Annotated in this window: 22 protein-coding genes and 1 riboswitch; of the genes, 12 read left to right on the top strand and 10 right to left on the bottom strand. The window is 37.0% G+C overall.

Annotated features, from left to right (window positions below):
• Positions 1-53 precede the first annotated feature (53 nt).
• The gene (locus tag ACM26V_RS01140) at positions 54-968 is read left to right on the top strand and encodes an aldo/keto reductase (protein ID WP_416149632.1); all 915 of its coding nucleotides are present in this window, start codon (positions 54-56) and stop codon (positions 966-968) included.
• Positions 969-1164: 196 nt separating this feature from the next.
• On the opposite strand, the gene ACM26V_RS01135 is transcribed toward ACM26V_RS01140, so the two are convergent.
• Both ACM26V_RS01135 and ACM26V_RS01130 read right to left on the bottom strand, forming a co-directional pair.
• The gene (locus ACM26V_RS01135) at positions 1165-1500 is read right to left on the bottom strand and encodes a hypothetical protein (RefSeq protein ID WP_416149631.1); all 336 of its coding nucleotides are present in this window, start codon (positions 1498-1500) and stop codon (positions 1165-1167) included.
• 480 nt (positions 1501-1980) lie between these two features.
• A complete protein-coding gene (locus ACM26V_RS01130) occupies positions 1981-2637 on the bottom strand; it encodes a TlpA disulfide reductase family protein (protein WP_416149630.1) in 657 nt (218 codons plus the stop codon).
• 328 nt (positions 2638-2965) lie between these two features.
• On the opposite strand from ACM26V_RS01130, the gene uppP reads away from it, so the two are divergent.
• The 5 genes from uppP to ACM26V_RS01105 all read left to right on the top strand — a co-directional run bounded on the left by uppP (position 2966) and on the right by ACM26V_RS01105 (position 8513).
• Positions 2966-3796 (top strand): undecaprenyl-diphosphatase UppP, encoded by an 831-nt coding sequence (gene uppP / locus ACM26V_RS01125; RefSeq protein WP_416149629.1) that lies wholly within the window; start codon positions 2966-2968, stop codon positions 3794-3796.
• A gap of 142 nt (positions 3797-3938) precedes the next feature.
• Positions 3939-4988 carry a permease gene (locus tag ACM26V_RS01120; RefSeq protein WP_416149628.1) on the top strand — a complete coding sequence of 350 codons (1050 nt, stop codon included), beginning with the start codon at positions 3939-3941 and terminating at the stop codon, positions 4986-4988.
• 37 nt (positions 4989-5025) lie between these two features.
• On the top strand, positions 5026-6000 hold the full coding sequence (locus ACM26V_RS01115) for a TIGR03943 family putative permease subunit (protein WP_416149627.1): 975 nt from the start codon (positions 5026-5028) through the stop codon (positions 5998-6000).
• A gap of 154 nt (positions 6001-6154) precedes the next feature.
• Positions 6155-6256: riboswitch (purine riboswitch) on the top strand.
• Positions 6257-6393: 137 nt separating this feature from the next.
• Positions 6394-6981, top strand: a complete 588-nt coding sequence (locus tag ACM26V_RS01110; RefSeq protein WP_416149626.1) for a xanthine phosphoribosyltransferase — start codon at positions 6394-6396, stop codon at positions 6979-6981.
• A gap of 20 nt (positions 6982-7001) precedes the next feature.
• Positions 7002-8513, top strand: coding sequence for an NCS2 family permease (locus tag ACM26V_RS01105; RefSeq protein ID WP_416149625.1), 1512 nt, complete (start codon positions 7002-7004; stop codon positions 8511-8513).
• A 113-nt stretch (positions 8514-8626) separates the two neighbouring features.
• On the opposite strand, the gene ACM26V_RS01100 is transcribed toward ACM26V_RS01105, so the two are convergent.
• Positions 8627-9496 carry a Cof-type HAD-IIB family hydrolase gene (locus ACM26V_RS01100; RefSeq protein ID WP_416149624.1) on the bottom strand — a complete coding sequence of 290 codons (870 nt, stop codon included), beginning with the start codon at positions 9494-9496 and terminating at the stop codon, positions 8627-8629.
• 68 nt (positions 9497-9564) lie between these two features.
• Positions 9565-10308: an SDR family oxidoreductase gene (locus tag ACM26V_RS01095; RefSeq protein ID WP_416149623.1), complete on the bottom strand. Its 744-nt coding sequence runs from the start codon at positions 10306-10308 to the stop codon at positions 9565-9567.
• A gap of 249 nt (positions 10309-10557) precedes the next feature.
• Here ACM26V_RS01095 and ACM26V_RS01090 point away from each other — a divergent pair, with 249 nt between their 5' ends.
• Genes ACM26V_RS01090 through ACM26V_RS01075 form a run of 4 tightly spaced genes read left to right on the top strand, consistent with a single transcriptional unit; the run spans position 10558 to position 14649 of the window.
• Positions 10558-11370, top strand: coding sequence for a carotenoid biosynthesis protein (locus ACM26V_RS01090; protein WP_416149622.1), 813 nt, complete (start codon positions 10558-10560; stop codon positions 11368-11370).
• The gene (locus tag ACM26V_RS01085; protein ID WP_416149621.1) at positions 11339-12061 is read left to right on the top strand and encodes a lysophospholipid acyltransferase family protein; all 723 of its coding nucleotides are present in this window, start codon (positions 11339-11341) and stop codon (positions 12059-12061) included. The genes ACM26V_RS01090 and ACM26V_RS01085 overlap by 32 nt, the downstream gene beginning before the upstream one ends.
• Before the next feature lie 3 nt (positions 12062-12064).
• A complete protein-coding gene (locus ACM26V_RS01080) occupies positions 12065-13171 on the top strand; it encodes a glycosyltransferase (RefSeq protein WP_416149620.1) in 1107 nt (368 codons plus the stop codon).
• Positions 13168-14649 (top strand): phytoene desaturase family protein, encoded by a 1482-nt coding sequence (locus ACM26V_RS01075; protein WP_416149619.1) that lies wholly within the window; start codon positions 13168-13170, stop codon positions 14647-14649. The genes ACM26V_RS01080 and ACM26V_RS01075 overlap by 4 nt, the downstream gene beginning before the upstream one ends.
• Positions 14650-14835: 186 nt before the next feature.
• Here the strand turns inward: ACM26V_RS01075 and ACM26V_RS01070 are convergent, their stop codons facing one another.
• The 3 genes from ACM26V_RS01070 to ACM26V_RS01060 are packed head-to-tail and all read right to left on the bottom strand — an operon-like array spanning position 14836 to position 18663.
• Positions 14836-15672 (bottom strand): phytoene/squalene synthase family protein, encoded by an 837-nt coding sequence (locus ACM26V_RS01070; protein WP_416149618.1) that lies wholly within the window; start codon positions 15670-15672, stop codon positions 14836-14838.
• A gap of 22 nt (positions 15673-15694) precedes the next feature.
• Positions 15695-17158, bottom strand: coding sequence for a phytoene desaturase family protein (locus tag ACM26V_RS01065; protein WP_416149617.1), 1464 nt, complete (start codon positions 17156-17158; stop codon positions 15695-15697).
• Positions 17155-18663 carry a phytoene desaturase family protein gene (locus ACM26V_RS01060; protein ID WP_416149616.1) on the bottom strand — a complete coding sequence of 503 codons (1509 nt, stop codon included), beginning with the start codon at positions 18661-18663 and terminating at the stop codon, positions 17155-17157. The genes ACM26V_RS01065 and ACM26V_RS01060 overlap by 4 nt, the downstream gene beginning before the upstream one ends.
• A gap of 218 nt (positions 18664-18881) precedes the next feature.
• Between ACM26V_RS01060 and ACM26V_RS01055 the strand changes: the two genes are divergently transcribed.
• Together ACM26V_RS01055 and ACM26V_RS01050 are read left to right on the top strand one after the other, a co-directional pair.
• Entirely contained in the window at positions 18882-19160 is a 279-nt protein-coding gene (locus ACM26V_RS01055; protein ID WP_416149615.1) for a ubiquitin-like small modifier protein 1, read from the top strand.
• 8 nt (positions 19161-19168) lie between these two features.
• On the top strand, positions 19169-19450 hold the full coding sequence (locus ACM26V_RS01050) for a hypothetical protein (RefSeq protein ID WP_416149614.1): 282 nt from the start codon (positions 19169-19171) through the stop codon (positions 19448-19450).
• Positions 19451-19637: 187 nt separating this feature from the next.
• Here ACM26V_RS01050 and ACM26V_RS01045 read toward each other — a convergent pair whose 3' ends face one another.
• From ACM26V_RS01045 to hmpA, 3 genes are all read right to left on the bottom strand, one after another.
• Positions 19638-20585 carry an alpha/beta hydrolase gene (locus ACM26V_RS01045; protein ID WP_416149613.1) on the bottom strand — a complete coding sequence of 316 codons (948 nt, stop codon included), beginning with the start codon at positions 20583-20585 and terminating at the stop codon, positions 19638-19640.
• A 151-nt stretch (positions 20586-20736) separates the two neighbouring features.
• The gene (locus ACM26V_RS01040; protein WP_416149612.1) at positions 20737-20937 is read right to left on the bottom strand and encodes a hypothetical protein; all 201 of its coding nucleotides are present in this window, start codon (positions 20935-20937) and stop codon (positions 20737-20739) included.
• 146 nt (positions 20938-21083) lie between these two features.
• On the bottom strand, positions 21084-22319 hold the full coding sequence (gene hmpA / locus ACM26V_RS01035) for an NO-inducible flavohemoprotein (protein ID WP_416149611.1): 1236 nt from the start codon (positions 22317-22319) through the stop codon (positions 21084-21086).
• Positions 22320-22524 lie beyond the last annotated feature (205 nt).

The following is a 22524-nucleotide window of genomic DNA, read 5'->3' as shown; positions in this document are numbered from 1 at the left end:
TATTGGCATATCCATACATGAATTTGGGTATAGAAAGATGGAGGTGGTTGTTTATGAAGAAAAACCAATTAGGGACATCTAATTTATTTGTTTCTGAGATCGGTTTTGGCTGCATGTCTTTATCAGATGATAATGCAGCAAACCAAATTATAATTGATGAAGCGATTGATCGTGGAATTAATTATTTTGACACAGCCGACTTATATCAGCTCGGCTTCAATGAGGAAACAGTAGGAAAAGCATTGAAGGGAAAAAGAGACAAAGTAATACTTGCTTCTAAAGGCGGCAATGAGTGGGGAGATGGCATCGATGGTTGGCGTTGGAACCCTAGGAAAAGCTACATAAAATCTGCGTTAAAAGACTCACTACGTCGGTTAGATGTAGATTACTTGGATTTATACCAACTTCACGGGGGAACGATTGATGATCCTATTGATGAAGTCATCGATGCATTCGAAGAACTTAGCAAAGAAGGAACGGTCCGATATTATGGTATCTCGTCGATCCGTCCAAATGTAATTAAGAAATTTGCCGAGAACTCGAATATTGTCAGCGTGATGATGCAATATAGTATACTTGACCGACGACCTGAAGAATGGTTCTCTTTGTTCGACAAACACGGAATCTCGATTATTTCCCGTGGCCCTGTAGCAAAAGGATTACTAACAGATGATTATCAACGGAGAGTAACTGAAAAGGGGTATTTGGACTTCACATCCGATGAACTTAATGAAGTATTGCCACAGCTTAAGCAACTCGCTATGGATAAAGGAATGACGATGCAACAACTCTCATTAAGATACGTGATCGATCAACTCCCGGTAGCAACTGCTGTAGCAGGTGCTAGTCAACGATCACAACTACTCGAAAATATCCAAAGTTCAAATGTGCCTGAACTCCCTCATCAGCTAATAAGCGACATTCAACGAATTGTTAAAAAATCAGTTTATGAAAACCATCGAAGGTAACTGTTTGTCTAAGGGGAAAGTCGGGGCATACATTGTCCGGCTTTTTTTTATTTTTTCTGATTGTGGAGTGAGTTTAAAGGTCAATTTAATTATGCTGAAAACACATTTGGAAAATGGGCGTGCGTATCGAATATCTCTGTTAACTCACTAAGAGCGAGTGCAAAACTTTACCACATCAGAATACAAATTAAATAGTTTACAGGTTAACAAGTATCGAAAAAACTAATGCAAATAGTAAATTGGCTCCACCCATAATAAGAAAAGCAATTCGTTGGGCTTTGATTCCTTCTACGTGACCCTCGGTAGCCTGCTTAAAACAAAAAAAGCTTAATACAAATAACCAGGCAACAAATGGATTAATGATCATTTCAGGGTTTGTATTATATATCACGGGAATAGCAATGAAAGCCAGCAACGTTAAAAGATCGAGGATATTAAATATCGGTTTTCGATCTTTAAATTTCTTTCTACCTGTGACCTTTCTGATCATTTTTTCAAATTCATTACTACCACCCTCGGAGGGTAAAACCATATCTATTCCTCCTATAAAGTATTATAAACCATCGCAGGGAGCGTGATTACACGTCAGAGAAAAACTCCTATTATTTAAAAGAAGGTGTCAATGGATTAGGCTTACTCCTATTAATCACACCAGCGTATTCCACAGACCATATTGTATATACACTCATATTGTTTTGTTCACCTGCGGTATTGTGCTCATCACAATAGTAATGATTTCCCTATTTAATAATAATAAAACAACTGGTCAAGAACAACGATATCAAACATGAAGTTTTGTACCCCTCCCCTCAATTTTCTGCTCTCATAGGGCTCAAGTCGCCTCCGCTCGTGCCCCTTCCTCTCAATTTTCTGCCTCCATAAACCCCAAAAACTTTGCTAAAAAGCTCATTTGAAATAACATACTAAAAAACGTATCGATTTCCAAATTGGAAATCGATACGTTTTACTTAATTCCGCTTATAACGAACTTTTTCATGCCAATCACTTTGTTTTATGAAGATAAATTTTCTTCATAGTTTTCCTTTATTTCTTTATAATAGTTTTCCAATATATCGTAATTAATGAACCCCGGTCTGTTCACAGCTACACGACCATCTGGATCAATAATGTATGTTGTCGGCATCACGTGTACTGCATAATTTTCAAGTACTGCCCCCTCTTCATCTAAGGCTATATAAAATGGTACGGTGAAATCATCGACAAACTGCTGAACTGCATCCATATTCCGTTCCTGTGTCGCCATATTGACACCGATCATCTCGACACCTTCATCTTTGTAATTCTCATAAAACTCAACAAAATCAGGCATCTCATCCCGGCAAGGTGGACACCAAGAAGCCCACATATTAACAACAACATATTGACCTCGAAAATCGGACAATTTCACAGGCTCTTTATCCCCATCCAAGTTTGCCAAAGTAAAATCTTTTGCAAGCATCCCAGGTTGAGTGCCTACTTCGTCTCTTTCCTCATATTCCTCGAAATCATTGTTGACATTCTCCCTATCATCTATTCCACCACTCTCCAAATATTCATCTAATAGCTTCTGATTAGCATCCGTTTCACGGCGGTCATCATAAATAACAATTGCACCGATTCCAACCGCAACAATGATGATCGCGATACTAAATATTTGTTTTACTCTCATTGATAACTTCCTTTCTAAAAAACATAGTTATATTCTAGTATCATGTTTAGCTTACGATATCATATAATAAACCAAGCATATTTGTGTTATCTGATCACTTCATTATACGACATTTCAAATTTAATTTAAAAGAAACGAACATTTTTTACAATAAATAATACTTTGTATGTCAAAGTTTTGTTAGAATATAAAAGTGGTTGATGGTCGTTTCAAGCAAAGTGATTTAGTCACCTATAACACTACAACCATAATTATAGGGCTTTACTAACTATTCACAAAAACTTTTGATCAATAAGATATTTTCAAGCCATTAGAAAGGAAGATTACATTGACATTATTAGAAGCAATTATTTTCGGTATCGTTCAAGGCATTACTGAATTTCTACCGGTATCCAGCACCGCTCATATCGTTATCACACAAATGATATTAGGTTACACTTTCCCTGGGTTAGCTTTTGAAATTTTCTTGCACCTCGCTTCCGTACTCGCTGTTATTCTCTATTTCTGGAAAGACCTTTTGAAAGTTGTTCAGGGCTTTTTTAAATTTATTTTCCAACGTAGAAGAGAAGATCGTGTGCAGTTTTATTTTGGTATCTACATTCTCGTTGCTACTGCAATAACTGGAGTCTTGGGCCAACTGTTAACTGGTTTTATGGGTGAAGGACTAAAAACGCCTGCGATGATCGCCGGATCTTTAACCGTCACAGGAATTGCGCTAATTTTCATCGATAAATTCCATAAAGTCGGTAATAAAGATGAATCATCCATGACATTTCTAGACGCAATCATTGTCGGACTTGGACAAACATTAGCTGTCATCCCTGGAATTTCACGTTCAGGTTCAACTCTTGTCGTTTCCCTCATACTGGGGTTAAATCGCGAGACTGCTGTTCGTTACTCATTTCTATTAGCGATTCCAGTCATTCTTGGTTCTACTGTGTTAGCATTCGGTGATTTCTCACCAGAGATGCTCGCATACATCGGCCCGCTCAATTTATTTGTATCATTTGTTGTGACATTTTTCTTTTCTATGTTAGGTATTATTTGGTTAATTGAGTTTTTAAAACGAAGCAAATTAATTTATTTTGCTGTTTACTGTTTCATTCTTGCGATCCTTGTCTACACAATGATTAACCCAGAAACTATTATGGAAGTGTAATTTCGTAAAGCTAGTAGGGACGTCCCTACTAGCTTTCTTTCATCTTTATTACAATTTCGCAATACTGATATACGTAACAGCTAACCTCTGTTAAAATGATGAGCAGTAATTAAATAGTTATCATGAATTCGGGAGCCCTAAAATGAAAAACTCAAATAAAGGAAAAATTATTGGCAAGGATTTATTAGGCCTTGGCCTTCTGTTTTTATTTTTAATTCTTTTTTTATTTAGTGAACAAGTGAGTAACAGTGAACAAATCGAATCGATTCCTAATGCACTCATAAATGTTAATACGATTTTTCTCAGCATTGTTATTGAAGCGATCCCATTTATTTTACTCGGGGTTTTTATTTCAGCACTCATTCAAATGTATGTCTCAGAAGAAACAATTAAACGATTTTTGCCGAAGAACGCAATCGTTGCTTTAGTACCAGCAGCAATGCTTGGTGCGATCATACCATTATGCGAATGCGCAATTGTACCTGTTGTTCGTAGACTCATTAAAAAAGGCATGCCGATGCATGTAGGCGTTGTTTTTTTGGTCGCTGCACCTATCTTGAATCCTGTTGTCTTTGCATCAACCTATTTTGCGTTTCGGAACAACCCAACAATTCTTTATTCAAGAATGGGACTAGCTTTCGTCCTATCTATTATCATTGGTGCGATCCTTTACAGACTATTTAAACGATCACCTAATCAGTTAAGACATACTGCGAATATGTCTCTTGCAAGTCATCACGTTCATAGTGAAGGGATTCAACCTACTCAAAGAAATGTTTCCCTATTCACTCGCGTTCGTGACATGCTTTACCATGCCGTTGACGAGTTTTTTATGATGGGGAAGTATTTAATATTAGGAGCGTTCATTGCCGCATTATTTCAAACATTTCTTGACCGTAGTTTACTGGAGACGATCGGCTCTAACGAATACTCTTCGACACTTGTAATGATGGTTTTTGCATACCTTCTTTCATTATGTTCTGAAGCAGATGCATTCGTTGCCTCCTCTTTCGGTAATCAATTTACAGATCAATCTCTCGTTGCCTTCTTGGTATATGGACCGATGTTAGATTTAAAAAATACGTTTATGCTTTTCGCATTCTTTAAAGCAAGATTTGTCATTGCGTTTATGATCACTGTAACTTTTGTCGTATTCTTTTCGATAATGATTTTATTTGGATGGATATTGTAAATGAAATAAACTCAAACCACGAAAGGGGGAATCCCATTTGAAATATTATGATCATTCATTCCATGCATTTATTCAAGGCGTTATTCTGATTGGATTTGCTCTGCTAATATTAGCGTTAGTCTTATCAGGCAACATTGTCTATTATATTGCACCAACGATGATGCCTTTCGTCTATTTTTCGTTGATAACTTTTTTCATATTAGGAATTGTACAAGTTTTACGAAGCATGGGTAAAAACGAAGATCACGACCACGATTCCTGCAATTGTGAGCACGACCATCAAATCAAAGGTCCTACATGGGTCAAATTGATGATTTATAGCATCTTTATCCTACCAGTCGTTTTCGGATTCACCCTTCCTGACCAGGCACTTGATAGTTCTATCGCAGCCAACCGTGGCATTCAATTTGGTTCCGGAATTGGTGAACAAACTGAAACGTCCGCAAGCGAGACGGCAGAAAAGAGCAATGAAGACCAAGAAAATGGAGGAACTTCTCGAGCAGATGCTTATTTAGAAGATCCGGATGCTTATTTAGATTCTCTAGGTTCAACTAGTCAAGATGATGACCATGTTTCTGAAGATGTCTATGATGAAAATTGGTCTAATGAAGACTATTTTCGTGAACTAGCAGAGGACTTACTTAAAGACGACAAGGTTATTGTCACTGAAACCAATTATTTAGATGTGATGACCGTTTTCGATCTCTACCTAGATAAATTCATAGGAAAAGAAGTTGAACTTATCGGATTTGTTTACCGAGAATCAGATTTTGATAGTAACCAGATCGTTGCTGCTCGATTTGCGATGACTTGTTGTACAGCAGATGCTGGTGTTTATGGAACATTAGTAGAGTCAGATAATGTAACTCAATTTGAAGATGATTCATGGATTTCTGCGACAGGAGTAATTGATGAAGGAGATTACCACGGACAAGTCATCCCTGTCATTACAAATGCAACCATCACCGAGATTGAGGAACCTAATAGTCCGTATGTTTATCCAAGTTATTAAAAAAGGTTGCCGATTGGCGACCTTTTTCTTACACATGAAGACACAACATGGCCTTCCCCCTCTCACCTAAATGCGTACATTCGTAAAAAAATTGTTTTATTTCGTTCGGAAAATTTTCTTGATTCATATATTTATTGTGATATAATCAATCATATTCACTAAAATTCCATATACTCGTATAACTGTGAGAATACGGCTCACGCGTCTCTACCAAACGACCTTAAATTGTTTGACTACGAGTGACAAAACTGTTGATTCATACATGTCGATCATTGATATGTATGTATATTTCATTGATATTTCTTCTTTGAAACTCGGGATTTTGTTCACTCTTTACTGAGACGTGAGCAGAATATCGAGTTTTTTTAGTACACACAATTTAGGAGGCATCACATGGAACGTTTGAAGCAATTTATCGAAAAAGAAGGAAAAGTTTTAAATGAAGAAGTATTAAAAGTTGATACATTCCTTAATCATGGCATTCACCCTCAATTAATGAAAGAGATTGGAATAGAGTTTGCCCACAGATTTGAGAAAGACGGAATCACTAAAATATTAACATTAGAATCTTCTGGCATTGCGCCAGCATTAATGACTTCCTTATCACTAGATTGTGAACTCGTTTTTGCACGAAAAAGGAAATCGATTACGATGACAGACAACCTCTTCACGTCATCCGTACATTCATTCACAAAAAAAGAGACAAGTGATATTTCAGTAAGTAAAAGCCTTATTCATAAAGATGATCACATCCTCATCATTGATGATTTCCTAGCCAATGGACAAGCCGCATTGGGTCTCATTGATTTAGTAAACCAATCTCGGGCAAGTATCGCTGGATTTGGGATTGTTATTGAAAAATCATTTCAACCAGGAAGACATCTTTTAGAAGAAAAAGGATTCAAAATTGAGTCACTAGCACGCATCTCAAGACTATCAAATGGACAAGTTAGCTTCATTGATCCAATAAAACAATCCTAAGAAAGGAGTGAAACCGTGCCATGTCAGAAAATAACTTTCATTATCCTTGGTATAAAAAAGAGGATACGGATGCATTTTTTGCATTATTTCAAAATAACTTAGCTAATTTCGTGATTATTACGGTTACGATGCTAGGATTCGGATTCCCAGCTAGCCTTGTCTTTGGAAAAGTCATCCCAGGCGCTGCTGTTGCTGTCATTTTCGGTAATATCTATTATGCATTCATGGCAAACCGTTTAGCAAATAAAGAAAAACGGACGGACGTGACTGCTCTCTCATATGGGATTAGTACGCCAGTTATGTTCATCTTTCTATTCGGTGTTCTTGTCCCAGCAAATGCATTAACTGGTGACCCTGAACTCGCTTGGAAGATTGCGTTGGCTGCTGCATTTATAAGTGGACTTATTGAAGTATTAGCTAGTTTTACAGGAAGATGGGTGCAACGAAATATACCAAGAGCTGCAATGCTCGGGGCATTAGCAGGCGTAGCTCTCACTTTCATTGCCGGAGAAATGTTATTTACATCTCTAGAAATGCCTGTAGTTGGTCTATTTGTGTTAGCCGTTATTCTTGTTGGCATAGTTGGTAAAGTATCTTTACCATTTCGTATTCCCGCTTCTCTATTTGCAATGGTAATTGGAACTGGTTTAGCCTTTACATTAGGTTATGCGGATACTAGTGCAGTTCGAGAAGGCTTTTCACATTTAGGTTTCTATCCAATTTTGCCTTCAATTGATGTATTCCAAGGATTTGAATATTTATTTGGAGCAATGATCGGTTTATTAGCGGTTATTTTACCAATCACCATTTATAATGCTGTGGAAACAATGAACAATGTTGAAGCTATGAATGCTGAAGGAGACGACTATGATGTCAGGGAATGTCAAGCCGTTGATGGAGTCGGAACGATGCTCGGTTCTGTATTTGGTGGAATGTTTCCGACAACAGTTTACATTGCTACAGTTGGTTCTAAGAAAATGGGTGCTGGTCGAGGTTATAGCTTGCTAAATGCTGGTGTATTTGCGATCGCTGCATCTTTTGGTATTATTGCAGCATTAAGTGCGATTATTCCTGTTGCAGTTGTCGCACCAATTTTGGTATTTGTCGGAATTTCGATGGTTTCATCTGCTTTCAGTACGAATAAAGAGAAATATTATCCTGCTGTAGCAATTGCGATGCTCCCTTATTTTGCAAATTATTTAATGACACGATTTAATAATCCTGTTCCTGAAACGATTGCAGAATTATCACCTGGAATTGTCCCATTAGGAGAAGGCGCAATGTTTACCGCAATTATACTTGGCGCAATTACTGTTTTTATTATCGATCATCAATTTCATCGCGCAGCTATCTTTGCCTTTACTGGCGCATTCTTAAGTTTCATCGGCATGATGCATGCACCAAGTCTTCAATTTGGTGCCGCCAATGATTTTGCGATTGGTTATGCTCTCGTCGGACTTTTCTTTTTAACTTATTATCTGAAAGATATTCGAGAAAAGAACCAAAATAAAGCACAAAGTAAAGCCGCTTAGATTAGAAGTCTAAAGTAATCTCACCTAACGTATTCAAATACAAAAAAAGTCCTAACAAATGGACAATCCATTTGTTAGGACTTTTAAGCTGTTACTGTTAATTTGTATCACTTTTACAAATTAGGAATAACCTTTTGAATGGCATGGGCAACGCCATCTTCTTCATTCGATTTCGTCACGAGATCGCAAAGGGCTTTAATTACTGGATCCGCATTTTCCATCGCTACTGCATATCCTGCTACTTTCATCATTGACACATCATTGAAATTGTCTCCTAGGACCATTGTTTCGGGCAAATCGATATTATAATGTTTCGACATGATCTCGAGACCGTTTCCTTTTGTTGCTGATTTGTTAGTTATCTCCAAATTATCATTAGCAGAAGCACTAATAGTTATTTCTAACTCTTCTTCTAGCCTACGTTTTGCACGTTCTCGCTTTACATCATCTTTCGAAAAAGCTAACAGCTTAAATAATTGGTATCCCGATTTTTCCAATAATGTTAGATAATTATCCACTCTGTTTATCGCACCTTCTTCAAAGCGCTTCTCAGCTAATTTCAAAGCATTGTCGTATGAAGAATAGGCCCCTGTCGTTAGCAACACATCGACGACAAGCTGTAAGCCTTGTTTTTCATCATTGGTATAAGCACCTTTTGACGTATAAATCTCAAAATATACTTCTTCCTCTGTAAGTATCCGATCCATTTTTTTGAATTGTTCGGTTGACAATGTTTGTTGATGGAGAATTTCGCCATCTTCTTTGCGGATGTCCGCTCCATTTACACAAATTAGCGGGAGTCTAAGGCCTGCTTCTTTTAATGGAAACACAGCTTCCGTATAATCTCTCCCTGTTGCAACGATGACTTTTATCCCTAACCGTTGCGCTTCTTTAATGATGCGTATGTTTTCTGTTGATACGGCTCGTGCTTCATCTAGTAACGTCCCATCCATATCTGTTGCAATTAATTTTATCTTTGTCATTGTGTCAATCCTCTCTGATGCCAATATGTGACAATCTTTTTTGATCGTACCCGAGTTTTATATAAAGATCAATGATTGTAGATCATTTTACGTGTCATTCCACCGTCAATCACGAGATTTTCTCCTGTAATGAAATCATTCTCTTGATTTGATAAAAACAAACAGGCACGTGCTATATCTTCAGGCTTACCGACACGATTGGACCAATGTTGATCATGATCAACATCTCTTAATTGATCGTATTCTTCGGTTTCAATCCATCCAGGGCTAATAGCGTTTACCCTTATACCTTGTGGAGATAGACTTGCCGCAAGGGCATGAGTTAATGCTACCATAGCGCCTTTGGATGCTGCATAAGCTTCACTACCAGGTTCAGACATCGTTGCCCTTGTCGAGGCTATATTAATAATCGAACTTCCTCTCTTCATTAATTCTGCTCCTAGTTTTGCGAATAGCCAAGCACTCCGAACATTTGTATTAATGATGCGATCCCATTCGTTTAGGTCTAATTCTTCAAGTGGGGTAAAAGAAGACACTCCTGCATTATTAATTATCGTATCAACCATTACTCCCATAGAAGATAACTTTTCAAAAAACTCTTCTATCTTTTCTGCATTCGCAACATCAACATGAACAAACGTTGCCTTCTGAGCTTTATCTTCAATAATTTTCTGCAGTTTTATTCCATCTTCCTCTCGAATATCTACAAGCCACACGTGGGCACCCTTTTCTGCATAATGGTGCGAAATCACTTTTCCGATTCCTTTCGCTGCCCCAGTGACTATCACGTTCTCTTCAAACTGTCTCGTCATGCTCATCCCTCCTATTTTTCATAACGTTAGCATTTGTTGTACAATTATTCTACAATTCGATATAATTTAATGAAGAATAACTAGAGATTATTTTCAATGATTGCTAATAACATATTAGAAAAACTTGGCTTGTCGCCAAGTCCATCATGGCGAAAGCCTTAGTTTATCTTATACTTTAATCCTTAAGTGAAGTTAAACATTCTTAAAGTATAAATGAATATATCTTTATATATTAAGGGGAAATCAGCTATGCCTGCTAAATTTGATGTATATTTGTTTCGTTTTTTTATTATCTGGTACACGATTGGTGTGTTTCTATTAAGTTTCGACCTTGTGCCACCTTGGTTAGAGTGGGCGAATGTCGTCTTTTTAATTACCTCTGGATTGTTAGCAATCGTTTTTTTCTATCGAAGTGGCTCAAAAATCAAAGGAATCTTCGCGATAGTCATCATCTTTACGCTTTCAATGGCGATTGAAAGCTTCGGGGTTCACACTGGTTTGTTCTTTGGTGACTATACATATGAAACTGACTTTGGTCCCAAAATAATTGGTGTTCCAATTACGATTGGTTTTGCTTGGATAATGGTGATGGGAACTTCGCATGCTCTTGCAGCACCAATTGTCAAATTAGTTCCAAGATTTAAAGCACTCTTTTATGCTATCTACGGAGGATTAGTTGCAACGTCGCTTGATTTGATCTTGGATCCGTTTGCTTACGAAGCAAAACAATATTGGGTCTGGAATCAACCTGGACTGTATTATGGCATCCCTTTCTCTAATTTTTATGGATGGTTCTTGTTATCTTTCTTGCTCCATATCATCATCTATCTTCTTTATTATCGCAATAATCAATGGAGTAACCTTCGCTCTTCCTTTTGGTCGATAAATATGGTCAAGCTATATGCGATGATGGTGATCATGTTTGTTATCGTTTCACTTGTTAATCAATTGTGGCTAGCATGCATCGTATCTCTGAGTACATTACTGGTCATATACAGTATATATTTCAAACTGAAAAGGACGAAAATAGATGATAAAAGCAAACAAAAAGCCACTCTTTGAAAATATTTTTCATTCTTACAATAAATACTTACTAAGGAGATCATTTCATCAAATTTCACTATCGAAAAACTCTACCGTCCCCACTGAAAAACAAGGTATATATTTGATCAACCATAGTTCTTGGTGGGACTCTCTCATTCTTTTTTATTTAAATCAAGAAAAATTAAAACTTGATGCAATTGCAATGATGGCTGAAGAAGGGATAGAACGATTTCCATTTTTCGCTAAAATCGGCGCCTTTTCTGTTAATCCATCATCCCGGAAATCCTTGATGGAATCGCTACATTATGCTTCTGATCAACTTCACGAAGAGAAACACTTATTCTTATTCCCTCAAGGTGAAGAAGTTCATCTTGAGAAACGTCCATTCAACTTCTTCTCTGGAGCAGCATACCTTCAGGAATCTGTATCGTCTACACCTGTGATTCCAATAGTATTTTACCATGGTTTATTCCATCACCAATTGCCTGAGTGGTTTATTCATATCGGAACCCCGATTGAATTTGATCAAGAAACCACTCGAAAGGAAAAAACAGTTGTTTTTGAAAAACAATTGGAGTATGAGCTTGATTATCTTAAGCAGATGATCATTGCTGATCAACCAAAGCAATTTCAAACCCTACTTAAAGGCAAGCAAGGAATTGGTCACCGCTGGGAATCCTTGAAAAATCGATTTAAACGGGGGAACTAACCGATGCTTTCCATTTACCTTATTACTCTTACTATTTTATTGCTGTGGACGATTTTAAATGGCTTAACTCTTCCATTATTGAAAATACCTAAAAATAAGCCAATCATGTTTCCAGATAAAGTTTCTGTACTCATTCCGATGAGAAATGAAGAAAGAAATGTGCGGCCTTTAATAGAATCCTTGAAAAAGTTAACATATGAAAATATTGAATTCATCTTATTAGATGATGGTTCTGAAGACAGAACGAAACAACTTTCAGTTGAAATGATTGATGGAGACACACGTTTTAACCTTATGGAAGGAGAGCGATTACCTCCTGACTGGATTGGGAAAGTCCATGCTTGCCATCAACTTTCCGCAAAAGCGACCGGCGACTTTTTTCTATTTCTTGATGCGGATGTCAGGGTTGATCCTGACACTGTGCAACGAAGCTTACATGCTTTTTCGGATAAAACAGGGCTAGTCACTGGATTTCCACGTTATCCTTTAAAAAGCTTCCTTGGTCATCTACTTGTCCCAATGCAACATTTTGTTGTCTACTTACACTTACCGATTGTTTTAGCCAATTTAACGAAATGGCCTGCTGCAACAGCAGCTCACGGGGCATATATGATGTTTGAGCGTGAAGCTTACTTGAAAATGGGTGGACACGAAACTGTAAAACAGTCATTAGTCGAGGATATTCATATTACGAGAGAAATGAAGAAGAACGGATTTTTCGTCAAGCTCATCAACAATACGAATACAGTTACATGCTACATGTATGAGACAAATAAAGAAGTGTGGCAAGGTTTTTCCAAGAATTTATTCCCAGGAATCGGGCGTAACCCTTTTCTAGTAAGTATTCTAATCATTTTTTACACAATTTTATTTCTCTTTCCGTTACCGCTAGCCATCTATGGAGTAATCATTGCACAATTCTCCTTACTAGTTCCACTTATACTGACGATGACAGTTAAATTCGTCATTGACATGATGACACGACAAAAATGGTGGCTATTTATTGGGACTCCTCTTTCTGTCGCGCTAATGATGATTTTAATGGTTTACTCGATGTATTTAAGTATGACGAAACGTGGATTTACGTGGAAAGGAAGAATATATCAATGAAAAAACAAAAGCAAGCAGTCATAATCGGTGGTGGGTTAGCAGGGTTATCAGCTGCAATCCGCCTTCAATCTGATGGCTTTCAAACAACGATATTAGAAAAAAATGATACTATCGGGGGAAAATTACATGAAGTTACACTTGGAACACACCGATTTGATTTCGGACCGAATACAATTACGATGCCCGAAGTCTTTCAATCAGTCATTAGACATGTCGGCGAAAACCCAGATGACTATTTTCAATTCATTCGATTAGAAAAACATACGAAAAATGTTTTCGCTGATGGATCTCACCTGTTTTTTTCTTCTAATAAAGATAGAATGATCGAAGAATTAAGCCACTTTGACGTTTATGCAGCTGAGAATTATTCAAATTATTTAAAAGAAGTGAAAAAACTATTTGAATTATCCAATCGACATTTTTTTCACCGTACTTTTTCTTCTTGGAAAGACTATTTATCCATTCCACTTGCAAAAGCGATGCTATCTGCTAGACCTTTAGAAACTCTTGATCAGTTTCATCGACGATTTTTCAAAGATGAGCGGGTCATTCGAGCATTTAATCGCTACGCGACTTATATTGGCTCTTCTCCTTACACAGCTCCTGCGACATTTGGGTTAATCGGTCATTTAGAAATGGGGGATGGAGTTTACTTCACAAAAGGTGGCAACGCGCAGATTGCCGATGGGTTCAAACGAGTAGCTGAAAAATTAGGTGTCAATATTCGCTGTAACGAAGAAGTGATCAAAGGTCACACAAAAAACCATAAACTTGTCTCCGTGGAAACAGCTAATGAAGAGCGTTATCATGGTGATGTATTTGTGTTGAACGGAGATTTACTTACGCAATATCCGAGGTTAATTGATGAGCAGGACAGACCTTCATTCTCAAATAAAAAATCTACCAGTTTTGAAGCATCTATTTCTGCTTTTGTTGTCATGGCTGCAACATCTGAGCGGTTTGATCTGCATCATCACCAAGTCTTTTTCGGTGATGATGTTCGTGAGGAATTTGATGATATTTTTCAAAAAGGGATTTATGGGAGTGATCCAACGATTTATCTATGTACATCATCAAAAACGGATGCTTCATTATCACCTGATGGAGACAACCTATTTATTTTAGTCAATGCTCCACCATTAAAACAGGGTACAAATCATGAGTTTGATCGATTCGCAATGGAACAACGGATCTATCAACGACTAGAAGAAAAATGCCTGCCGATTAGGTCGAAATTAATACAGTCAAAGGTAGTCGACCCGCAAATAATGGCAGAACGCTATTATGCTTACCGTGGAGCGCTTTATGGCGTCGCATCAAACAAAAAGAAAGATACATTTCTTAGACCTTTCAACCGCTCACAAGATTTAAGTAATTTATTTTTCGCTGGAGGAAGTACACATCCTGGAGGCGGATCTCCAATGGTCGTTTTAAGTGGTCAAAATGTTGCCAAACGAATAGTTAAGGAGTACAGATAGGTTTATATTGCGGAGGGGTTGTCGGAAAGATTGCACTAGACAGTCTATGAACAAAACTAGAGTTCATTGCTGAATAATAGACTGTCTATGCACAAATTTCATCGTTTTATACTGAGATTAGAATCATTTTAACGGATACGCTGCTCGAAGGATGCCATGACTTTTTCCTACCTGATCTAAATGCCATCAATTTTCAATTGCACTTAGTATTTCTCGCTTCTCTTCGCTTGATACTACTGCTCGTTTATGAAAGACATCATAATGATTTACTCTAACAGAGTTTAATATTCCTTTGTAAAAATGTGCAGCAGCTTTCACTGGCATTCTAGCATTTATAGGGTATAGGTTCACACATTCAAGCGCATCTTCATAATAAGTTTCTGCTTGCGTAGCCAAATCTTCCCAAAGAAGAATAAATGCATCATTTACCTGTCTACTTGAAAGCATCGTTTCCGTGTACCCATGTTTTCTCATCAAGTCATGAGGTAAGTAAATCCGATTTCGATCAAAATCTTCCCCAATATCTCGTAATATATTCGTTAGTTGCATTGCATAACCTAAGGAAATAGCACTCTCTTTTAATTGAGCTTGATTCATTGGCGATAATATCGGTAACAACATTAACCCAACCGTACTAGCTACGTGATACGAATAATCAAGCAATTCTTTGACTGTTTCATAGCGATTTTTCCTCAAATCCATCTCTTGACCCGAGATCATTTCATAAAAAGGGGCAAGATCAAAGTTAAATTGTTTAAATGAGTCATCTAACGCAATCCAAAGAAATGAAGGTTCAGGCAGTTCACCTTGTGCAAATATATCCAACTGATTTTTAAACATTTGTAGTTCATATTGTGGATTCATCCCTTCATCCACAATATCGTCTGCTTGTCGGCAAAAAGCATAAACTGACCAAACTGCTTGTCGCTTCTTCTTTGGTAAATGATGAAATGCTTTAGCAAATGTTTTTGAATGATACTCTATGACATTCCTACATTGGATATAAGCGTCATTAACTAACATTGTCTCCCCCTTTTCTAGTCCACTATATCGTTTCACTTTGTTTATAGTGACTCTGATCTTCCTCATCTAAAAACTGAGATAAGTTTTTTGCACCCTGCATCACAATTGGAATACCTCCGCCTGGATGAATAGAAGCTCCGACAGCATACACATTTTCATAGTTGAATGGCTTGACCTGTGGACGAAACACGCCTGACTGAAACAACGTCGGTGCGATTCCAAAACTGCCTCCTTCAAACAATCCTTCTCGTCTCGATTCATAGGGAGTTCGAATTTGCTTCCAAATTATTTTTGCATCTAAGTCTGGTTCTAAACGTTGCTTTAATTCATTTAGCATTTGTTCCGCTAACGCTATATATTCACTTCTTATGATTTCTTTGGCCGTCGGAACAGGAATCAACATATACGCCACGCTTTTTCCTGCTGGAGCCAAAGTATTATCAATTAAGGAAGGATGAAACAAGTAAAAGGATGGATCTTTCGGCAATTTCTTATCAACCAAAATCTCTTCCATTTGTTGATCTAAACTTTCCCCCATAAAAAACTGATGAACGTGATTCGTATTTAATTTGCCTTCAAGTCCAAGATAGATAAGCAAACATCCAGAAGAAGGAGTATACTTTCGACTTGGTTTTTTAGTAATTAGTTTCTCAGCAATAGGAAAATCACCATTTAAAATAAAGCGATCGAACGAATACTTCTTGCCTTTTACGATAAGAGATGTTGCTCTTGAACTTTCAAGATTGATATCGTCTACATTTGCACCGTAGTTTATCACAATACCTCGATTTTTTAATTCTTCCGTTAAGATATCAACGAGGTGAGCATAACCACCTTTTAAATACCAAATACCATGCTCGTGCTCACTGAATGAGACGAGCGAATAAATTGCTGGTGTTTGTTCTGGAGCACCGCCAATATATAACGTTTGTAAAGAAAAAGCTTCTTGCAACTTCTTTTCACCAAAATATTTTTGCGTTTGTTTTTTCGCTGTTTGATAAGCTTTAAGTTTCACTAATGTTTTAATATTTTTTTGAGTCCAAAACGATCGTTTTTGCACAAATGTTTCGTCTAGAAAGGCCACCTTGCCTTTTTCGAACCTGCTAGCCATATCATTCATATAATTAGAAAAATGTTCACTCTCGCCTGGAAAGTGTGTCTCAATTTCTTGTTTTTGTTTATCCGGATCACTCCATTTAATAAACGAAGTCCCGTCACGATAATGAAGAGGATACATCGGATCTATTTGCACCATATCAATCTTGTCTAGGTCGACATTCACCTCTTGTAATATATCTCGAATCATTTCTGGTAAAAGAATTATTGTAGGTCCTTCATCGATTTTAAAGCCATCTTGTCCGACAAAAGCTAACCGACCACCGAGGCGTTGTTCTCGTTCAAATATCGTCACATTTTCACCTTTTTGATTCAAGTATAGCGCCGTGATCATGCCACCAACCCCGCCGCCGATGATCGCTGTCTTCATATCTTCACTTCCTCTTTACTATACTTTTTTGTTAGAAGGTTAGCTGTTATTCGCGCTGACTCAAAAATGGTTGGTAATCCACTCCCTGGGTGTGTTCCTCCTCCGACGAGCCATAACCGGTCAATTTCCGCTAACTTATTATGGGGTCTGAAATACATCATTTGTCCTAAATTGTGTGCAAGATTAAATGTTGCACCTTTATAGACGTGCTTGTTTTGTTCCCAGTCTAACGGAGTTAGTACTTCTTCAACTTCCATCTTGCTTTTTATATCTTTTATTCCCGTTTTTTTCTCAACTTGACTTAAAATTAAGTCTTTAAAAGGACCTTTTTCCTTTTCCCAATCGATTGCACTAAAGTTATTTGGAACCGGTGCTAAAATATATAAGGCTGATTTTCCCTTTGGAGCTAAAGTCGGGTCTGTTATCGACGCATTTTGCACATAGATTGAAGGATCTTCTGATAACAATTTCGTTTTACTTATTTCCTCAACATTTCGCTTGTAATCATCCGAAAATAATATCGTATGATGATCTAAATCAACTGGTTGATTAATACCCGCGTATATCATAAACGTCGAACAAGAATATTTTTTCTTTGCGAGTTTCACATTCTTAAATTTTCGTCTGTTATCATCATCGATAAGTTGACTCATCCCTTGGGCAAAATCTGCATTCATAATGACATCATCTGCTTCCACTAACTCCCCGTCATCCAACTCCAGACCAGTAACTGCACGATGATCATCAAGAAGTAGTTTCTTAACACCCACTCCTGTATGTATTTCTCCACCATGTTCTTTAACGACTTTAGCCATCGATTTCGTCACCTGATTCAATCCACCAATCGGATGGTACACACCATACTCATGTTCCATAAAGGATAGGATACTAAAAGCACCTGGGCAATCCCATGGTGACATCCCTAGATATTTTGATTGAAACGTAAAAGAAATTTTTAATCTATCATCATCAAAATACTTTGACAAGACGTCGTATAAAGATTTCCCTAGTTCCAACTGAGGCAAGGCTTTTAAACTTCTTAAGCGAAGATAGTCAAATAAAGATGCATGATTATTTTGCAATATTGGCGTTAGCGCATTTAACTTTTTCCGAGTATCATTCATAAATCTATGGTAACTTTCACCATTTCCTGGAAAATGTGTTTCTATTTCCTTTATCATTTTTTCGGGGTCTCTCGAAGCTCTAACTGTCATCTCATCAAAAGATAACGAATACATTGGATCTAATTCTTTCATAGTCATATAATCCGATAATTTTCGTCCAGAAGCTTCAAATACTTCTTCTAAAATATGAGGCATACTCATAAATGTGGGTCCTAAATCAAATGTATATCCATTTTTTGTAAACGAGGACGTTCGTCCACCTACGTATGACTGTTTTTCGAATACTTGAACTTGAAATCCTTTAACAGAAAGCAACATTGCAGCAGCTAAACCACCAGGACCTGCACCGATAATAGCAATTTTTCTCTGTTTTTGAGTCATCTTACTCACTCCTCTTTTTTTCGCATAACTGGTATAAAAGAACTATTCCCCGGCAATGAAGGAAATAAACAAAACTTCTACAATTATTATACAATACTCCTATTATGAATTACTAATATTTGAATTGCATTTAAAATACATCTGTTTCAGATAAATTCATAGTTCAGATTGTCATTTAAAGCGCTTCCGGTCATAATGAAGATATGAGGTGATGACGTATGAAGGAGATTAAAGTTTTTGCTACATTCAGAGAAATATGTGACGGGAAAACAATTCAAGTTCCATATGAAGAAGGTAGATTTATAGGCGAAATATTAGATGACGTTATTAGCCAATTTCCTGAAATGGAAGAGGAACTATTCACTCCCGAAAGACGCGTAAAACAACATGTACATGTTTTCATTAATGGCCGAAATATCATTCATCTCGATGGCTTGGAGTCAGAAGTGAAACCAGAAGATCAACTAGCATTATTTCCTCCCGTGGCAGGAGGTTGAGTTGACCTATGAATAAAATTGAGAAATTAGAAATTCGTGGAATCAAACGAGGAGACCTGATCGCTTACTTAATCGACTTAGGCGGAGAATACTTTTCTGATTGCCGCGACGGAAAGAAAGTGAAAATTGGCAATCAAGATTGGCAGTGTGACTTGTCGGAAGAAGAAACATATACATTTATGCATTCTGAAATCCCTAAAGTTTACCTTACGTTTCAATCGGAAAATCAACCAGTATTAGTTGAAGTGATAAGAAAATTTCGGTTAAAAAGCTTTAGAGCTGGTGGATAACACTATCGACCTTCAAAAAAGTAAAATAAGGCATAGAGGTATTCTCTATGCCTTTGCTTGCGTATATTATCAGAGTCAAACTAGCGAAAAAGCTATCCACGGTTAGTTAATAGCTTTTAATCTAGTCAGGTCAGATCACATCTTGTCTCCCCTACCTTACTAACACTTCACTAATACCACCAAGTTTTTAATCGATAGTCTCATCTATAAAACCTTCTAACCTTTCTTGATATTCCTCCGTTGCTACAGTATAGGCTTTTACATGTCCAACATCTGGAACTAGCCATAATGTTTTTTCCCCACCGGCTGCTTGATAAATTTCATCGGCCATCGACGCAGGAACTAGCTCATCCGCTTCACCATGAATGAGGAGTAATGGTAGGGTATTTTTTGTAACTTGATCTACTGCAGATGCTTCAGAAAAACCAAAACCTGATCGTACTTTTGTAAGTCCACTTGTTATCTCGATAAGAGGAAAGGACGGCAAATTATAAATATGTTGCAATTGATACGTCAAAATTCCCTTCGCTGACGTATACCCACTATCTGCAATGATGCCCATCACTTCAGGTGGAAGTTCTTCACCACTCGTCATCAATACGGATGATGCTCCCATCGAAACGCCATGAAGTAAAAGTTTATTGCTTCTTTTCTCATCAATTAGCATTTGACTCCACTGTATGATGTCAAGACGTTCGTGCCAACCATACCCGATATAATCGCCTTCACTTTCTCCGTGACCGCGAGCATCAGGAATTAAAATATCAAACCCTTGATCATAATAAAACTGAACATATTCTTCCATACCTTCTCTATCACTACGAAAACCATGTGCAAGGATCACCGCTTTACCGGTCTTGTTTTCATTTTCGAGAAAGTATCCTTCCAATAAAAGACCATCATAGGATGTTAACTCTATCGTTTCATACGTTTGCTGAGCATTCCATTCAACAGCAGTATCAATAATTTTAACATTTTCTTCATCTACCATGACTGGGATAGCATCCTCTTCCTTATGTAACTCAACTTCCGTACCCCTTTTTACGGCTTCACCGTAAAAGTAATCTGCTGCGAAAACTAAAGCAACAACGATGAAAATTAGTAAACTACTGATAAAAATAATAAACTTCCTCACAAATTTCTCCCCGATCTATTTAAGGCTATTAATATATATCCTAAATTCTCATTATTACATAGAATCGCCATTAGTGGGAAGTAAGAATGATGGAGTGATAATTAAAAAAGGTATGATGAAGTTCGTATTGAAAGAAATGGGAAGTTTATTATTAAAAGTACACAAAATAAACCACTGTAAAAATTACTGCTGGAACAAAAGTTACAACGTAAATAATTGATAAGTTCTTTAAATGTTTTTTCGTTTTTTTTTCATATTGATCGTCTTTAGGATTGATGCCAACCATTATTGTCGCTATTAATGCAATAATACAAATTACCACCGCAACAATTAAATACGGAGTCATGTTCATTGATTTTACCCGCCTTTCCACAATATGATGCAAGAATATGACACAGAATTTGATTTTTAATATCCCCTGAAAAACTGGAACAAAACAATTACCATTTAGTTCCAGTCGCTGCCAATTCACTCATTGCTCATTAGATTGCAATTTAATTAGTCTAACTGTCCTGCAGGTCCAAAAAATTCAAAATGAAAGTTTTCCTCGGGAATATTCCAATCTATCAATGCCTGTTTAACAGTTCTCATAAATGGTAGTGGACCACAGAAATAAAAAATTGCATCATTATTTTGCAGAATTGATTTTAACCAATTCAGATCGATATATCCTTCTTTATGAAATTGATGATTAGACCTGTCTTCATCAGTTGGTTTTTCATAGCAAACGTAATAATTCACATTCTCATTATTGTTAGCCAGATGTTTGACATGATCGTGCATCGCATGAAATTGACTATTAATTGCCGCATGAATAAACGTAACATTACGTTCAGGTTGCTTATCTACCAAAGTATTTAACATGCTAATCATCGGAGTCAGTCCCACACCACCGCTAAGTAACACAACGGGTTTTGATAGATTCAAATCTAATACAAAATCTCCTGCTGGTGCTGTTATTTCTACAACATCACCTTCATTTACGTGATCATGTAAATAATTCGATACCATTCCATCTGGAATATCACCCCTTGCCGTTTCCCTCTTTGTACTTATTCGATAATAACCTCGTTCAGGTGCATCCGATAAACTATACTGGCGAATTTGAGTATGTTCCTCTCCATTAACAGTGCAACGAATACTAATATATTGACCTGGAATGAAGTTCGCTATTTCTTTTCCATCTTTTGATTTCAAATAGAAGGACGTAATCACATCACTTTCTCTCACTTTGTTTGTGACGATAAACTCTCTAAAACCATCCCAACCACCTTTTTGGGCTGATGCTTCTTCATACATCTCTTTTTCCACTTGAATAAATACAGCTGCTATAACAGCGTAGGCTTTTCCCCATGCGTAAATAATGTCATCCGTTGCAGCATCACCTAGGACTTCTTTAATTGCTAATAATAAGTACTTTCCTACAATTGGATATTGCTCAGGCTTAATTTGCAAACTTCTATGTTTATGAGCTATTTGTTTCACTACAGGGATGATCGCCTCTAAATTATCAATATATTGTGCTGCTGCATAAATGGTATTTGCTAATGCTTTAGGTTGGCTTCCTTGCTTCTGATTTGTCTGGTTAAAAACATTTAATAGTTCAGGATGATCTTCAAACATCTTTTTATAAAAGTTTTTCGTAATCGCTTCACCATGTTCAGCTAATACTGGGACTGTGGATTTCACAATTTTAATTGATTTAGCATCTAATTGCTCCGTAACTGGTCTCATATAAAAACACTCCTTTTTTAATGTAAATACAGTGTTAAACATGTATTTTAAATACATGTTATATTATAGATGCATTCCAGTACTAAAAGCAATATATAAAATACATGTTTATGGAACTTTTTGATAATTTACTAGTAAATTATCAAACGAAATAGTATTTCGCCAGTCTAAACTTATGTTATAGTAAATTTAAATAGTTCTTAGG

This window comes from Salipaludibacillus sp. HK11 (genome assembly GCF_047795645.1).
In the GTDB taxonomy this organism is placed as follows: domain Bacteria; phylum Bacillota; class Bacilli; order Bacillales; family Salisediminibacteriaceae; genus Salipaludibacillus.
Note: the sequence above shows the minus strand (reverse complement) of the source record. Positions and strands in the feature narration are given on the sequence as shown.

Bases quoted from the DNA above. Each gene is read 5' to 3' on its own strand.
- ACM26V_RS01105 (WP_416149625.1), top strand. From the start codon at position 7,002: ATGTCAGAAAATAACTTTCATTATCCTTGGTATAAAAAAGAGGATACG.
- ACM26V_RS01095 (WP_416149623.1), bottom strand. From the start codon at position 10,308: ATGACGAGACAGTTTGAAGAGAACGTGATAGTCACTGGGGCAGCGAAA.
- ACM26V_RS01130 (WP_416149630.1), bottom strand. From the start codon at position 2,637: ATGAGAGTAAAACAAATATTTAGTATCGCGATCATCATTGTTGCGGTT.
- ACM26V_RS01080 (WP_416149620.1), top strand. From the start codon at position 12,065: ATGCTTTCCATTTACCTTATTACTCTTACTATTTTATTGCTGTGGACG.
- ACM26V_RS01050 (WP_416149614.1), top strand. From the start codon at position 19,169: ATGAATAAAATTGAGAAATTAGAAATTCGTGGAATCAAACGAGGAGAC.
- ACM26V_RS01085 (WP_416149621.1), top strand. From the start codon at position 11,339: ATGATAAAAGCAAACAAAAAGCCACTCTTTGAAAATATTTTTCATTCT.
- ACM26V_RS01065 (WP_416149617.1), bottom strand. From the start codon at position 17,158: ATGAAGACAGCGATCATCGGCGGCGGGGTTGGTGGCATGATCACGGCG.
- ACM26V_RS01140 (WP_416149632.1), top strand. From the start codon at position 54: ATGAAGAAAAACCAATTAGGGACATCTAATTTATTTGTTTCTGAGATC.
- ACM26V_RS01120 (WP_416149628.1), top strand. From the start codon at position 3,939: ATGAAAAACTCAAATAAAGGAAAAATTATTGGCAAGGATTTATTAGGC.
- ACM26V_RS01075 (WP_416149619.1), top strand. From the start codon at position 13,168: ATGAAAAAACAAAAGCAAGCAGTCATAATCGGTGGTGGGTTAGCAGGG.
- ACM26V_RS01070 (WP_416149618.1), bottom strand. From the start codon at position 15,672: ATGTTAGTTAATGACGCTTATATCCAATGTAGGAATGTCATAGAGTAT.
- hmpA (WP_416149611.1), bottom strand. From the start codon at position 22,319: ATGAGACCAGTTACGGAGCAATTAGATGCTAAATCAATTAAAATTGTG.
- ACM26V_RS01040 (WP_416149612.1), bottom strand. From the start codon at position 20,937: ATGAACATGACTCCGTATTTAATTGTTGCGGTGGTAATTTGTATTATT.
- ACM26V_RS01135 (WP_416149631.1), bottom strand. From the start codon at position 1,500: ATGGTTTTACCCTCCGAGGGTGGTAGTAATGAATTTGAAAAAATGATC.
- ACM26V_RS01100 (WP_416149624.1), bottom strand. From the start codon at position 9,496: ATGACAAAGATAAAATTAATTGCAACAGATATGGATGGGACGTTACTA.
- ACM26V_RS01055 (WP_416149615.1), top strand. From the start codon at position 18,882: ATGAAGGAGATTAAAGTTTTTGCTACATTCAGAGAAATATGTGACGGG.
- ACM26V_RS01060 (WP_416149616.1), bottom strand. From the start codon at position 18,663: ATGACTCAAAAACAGAGAAAAATTGCTATTATCGGTGCAGGTCCTGGT.
- ACM26V_RS01110 (WP_416149626.1), top strand. From the start codon at position 6,394: ATGGAACGTTTGAAGCAATTTATCGAAAAAGAAGGAAAAGTTTTAAAT.
- ACM26V_RS01090 (WP_416149622.1), top strand. From the start codon at position 10,558: ATGCCTGCTAAATTTGATGTATATTTGTTTCGTTTTTTTATTATCTGG.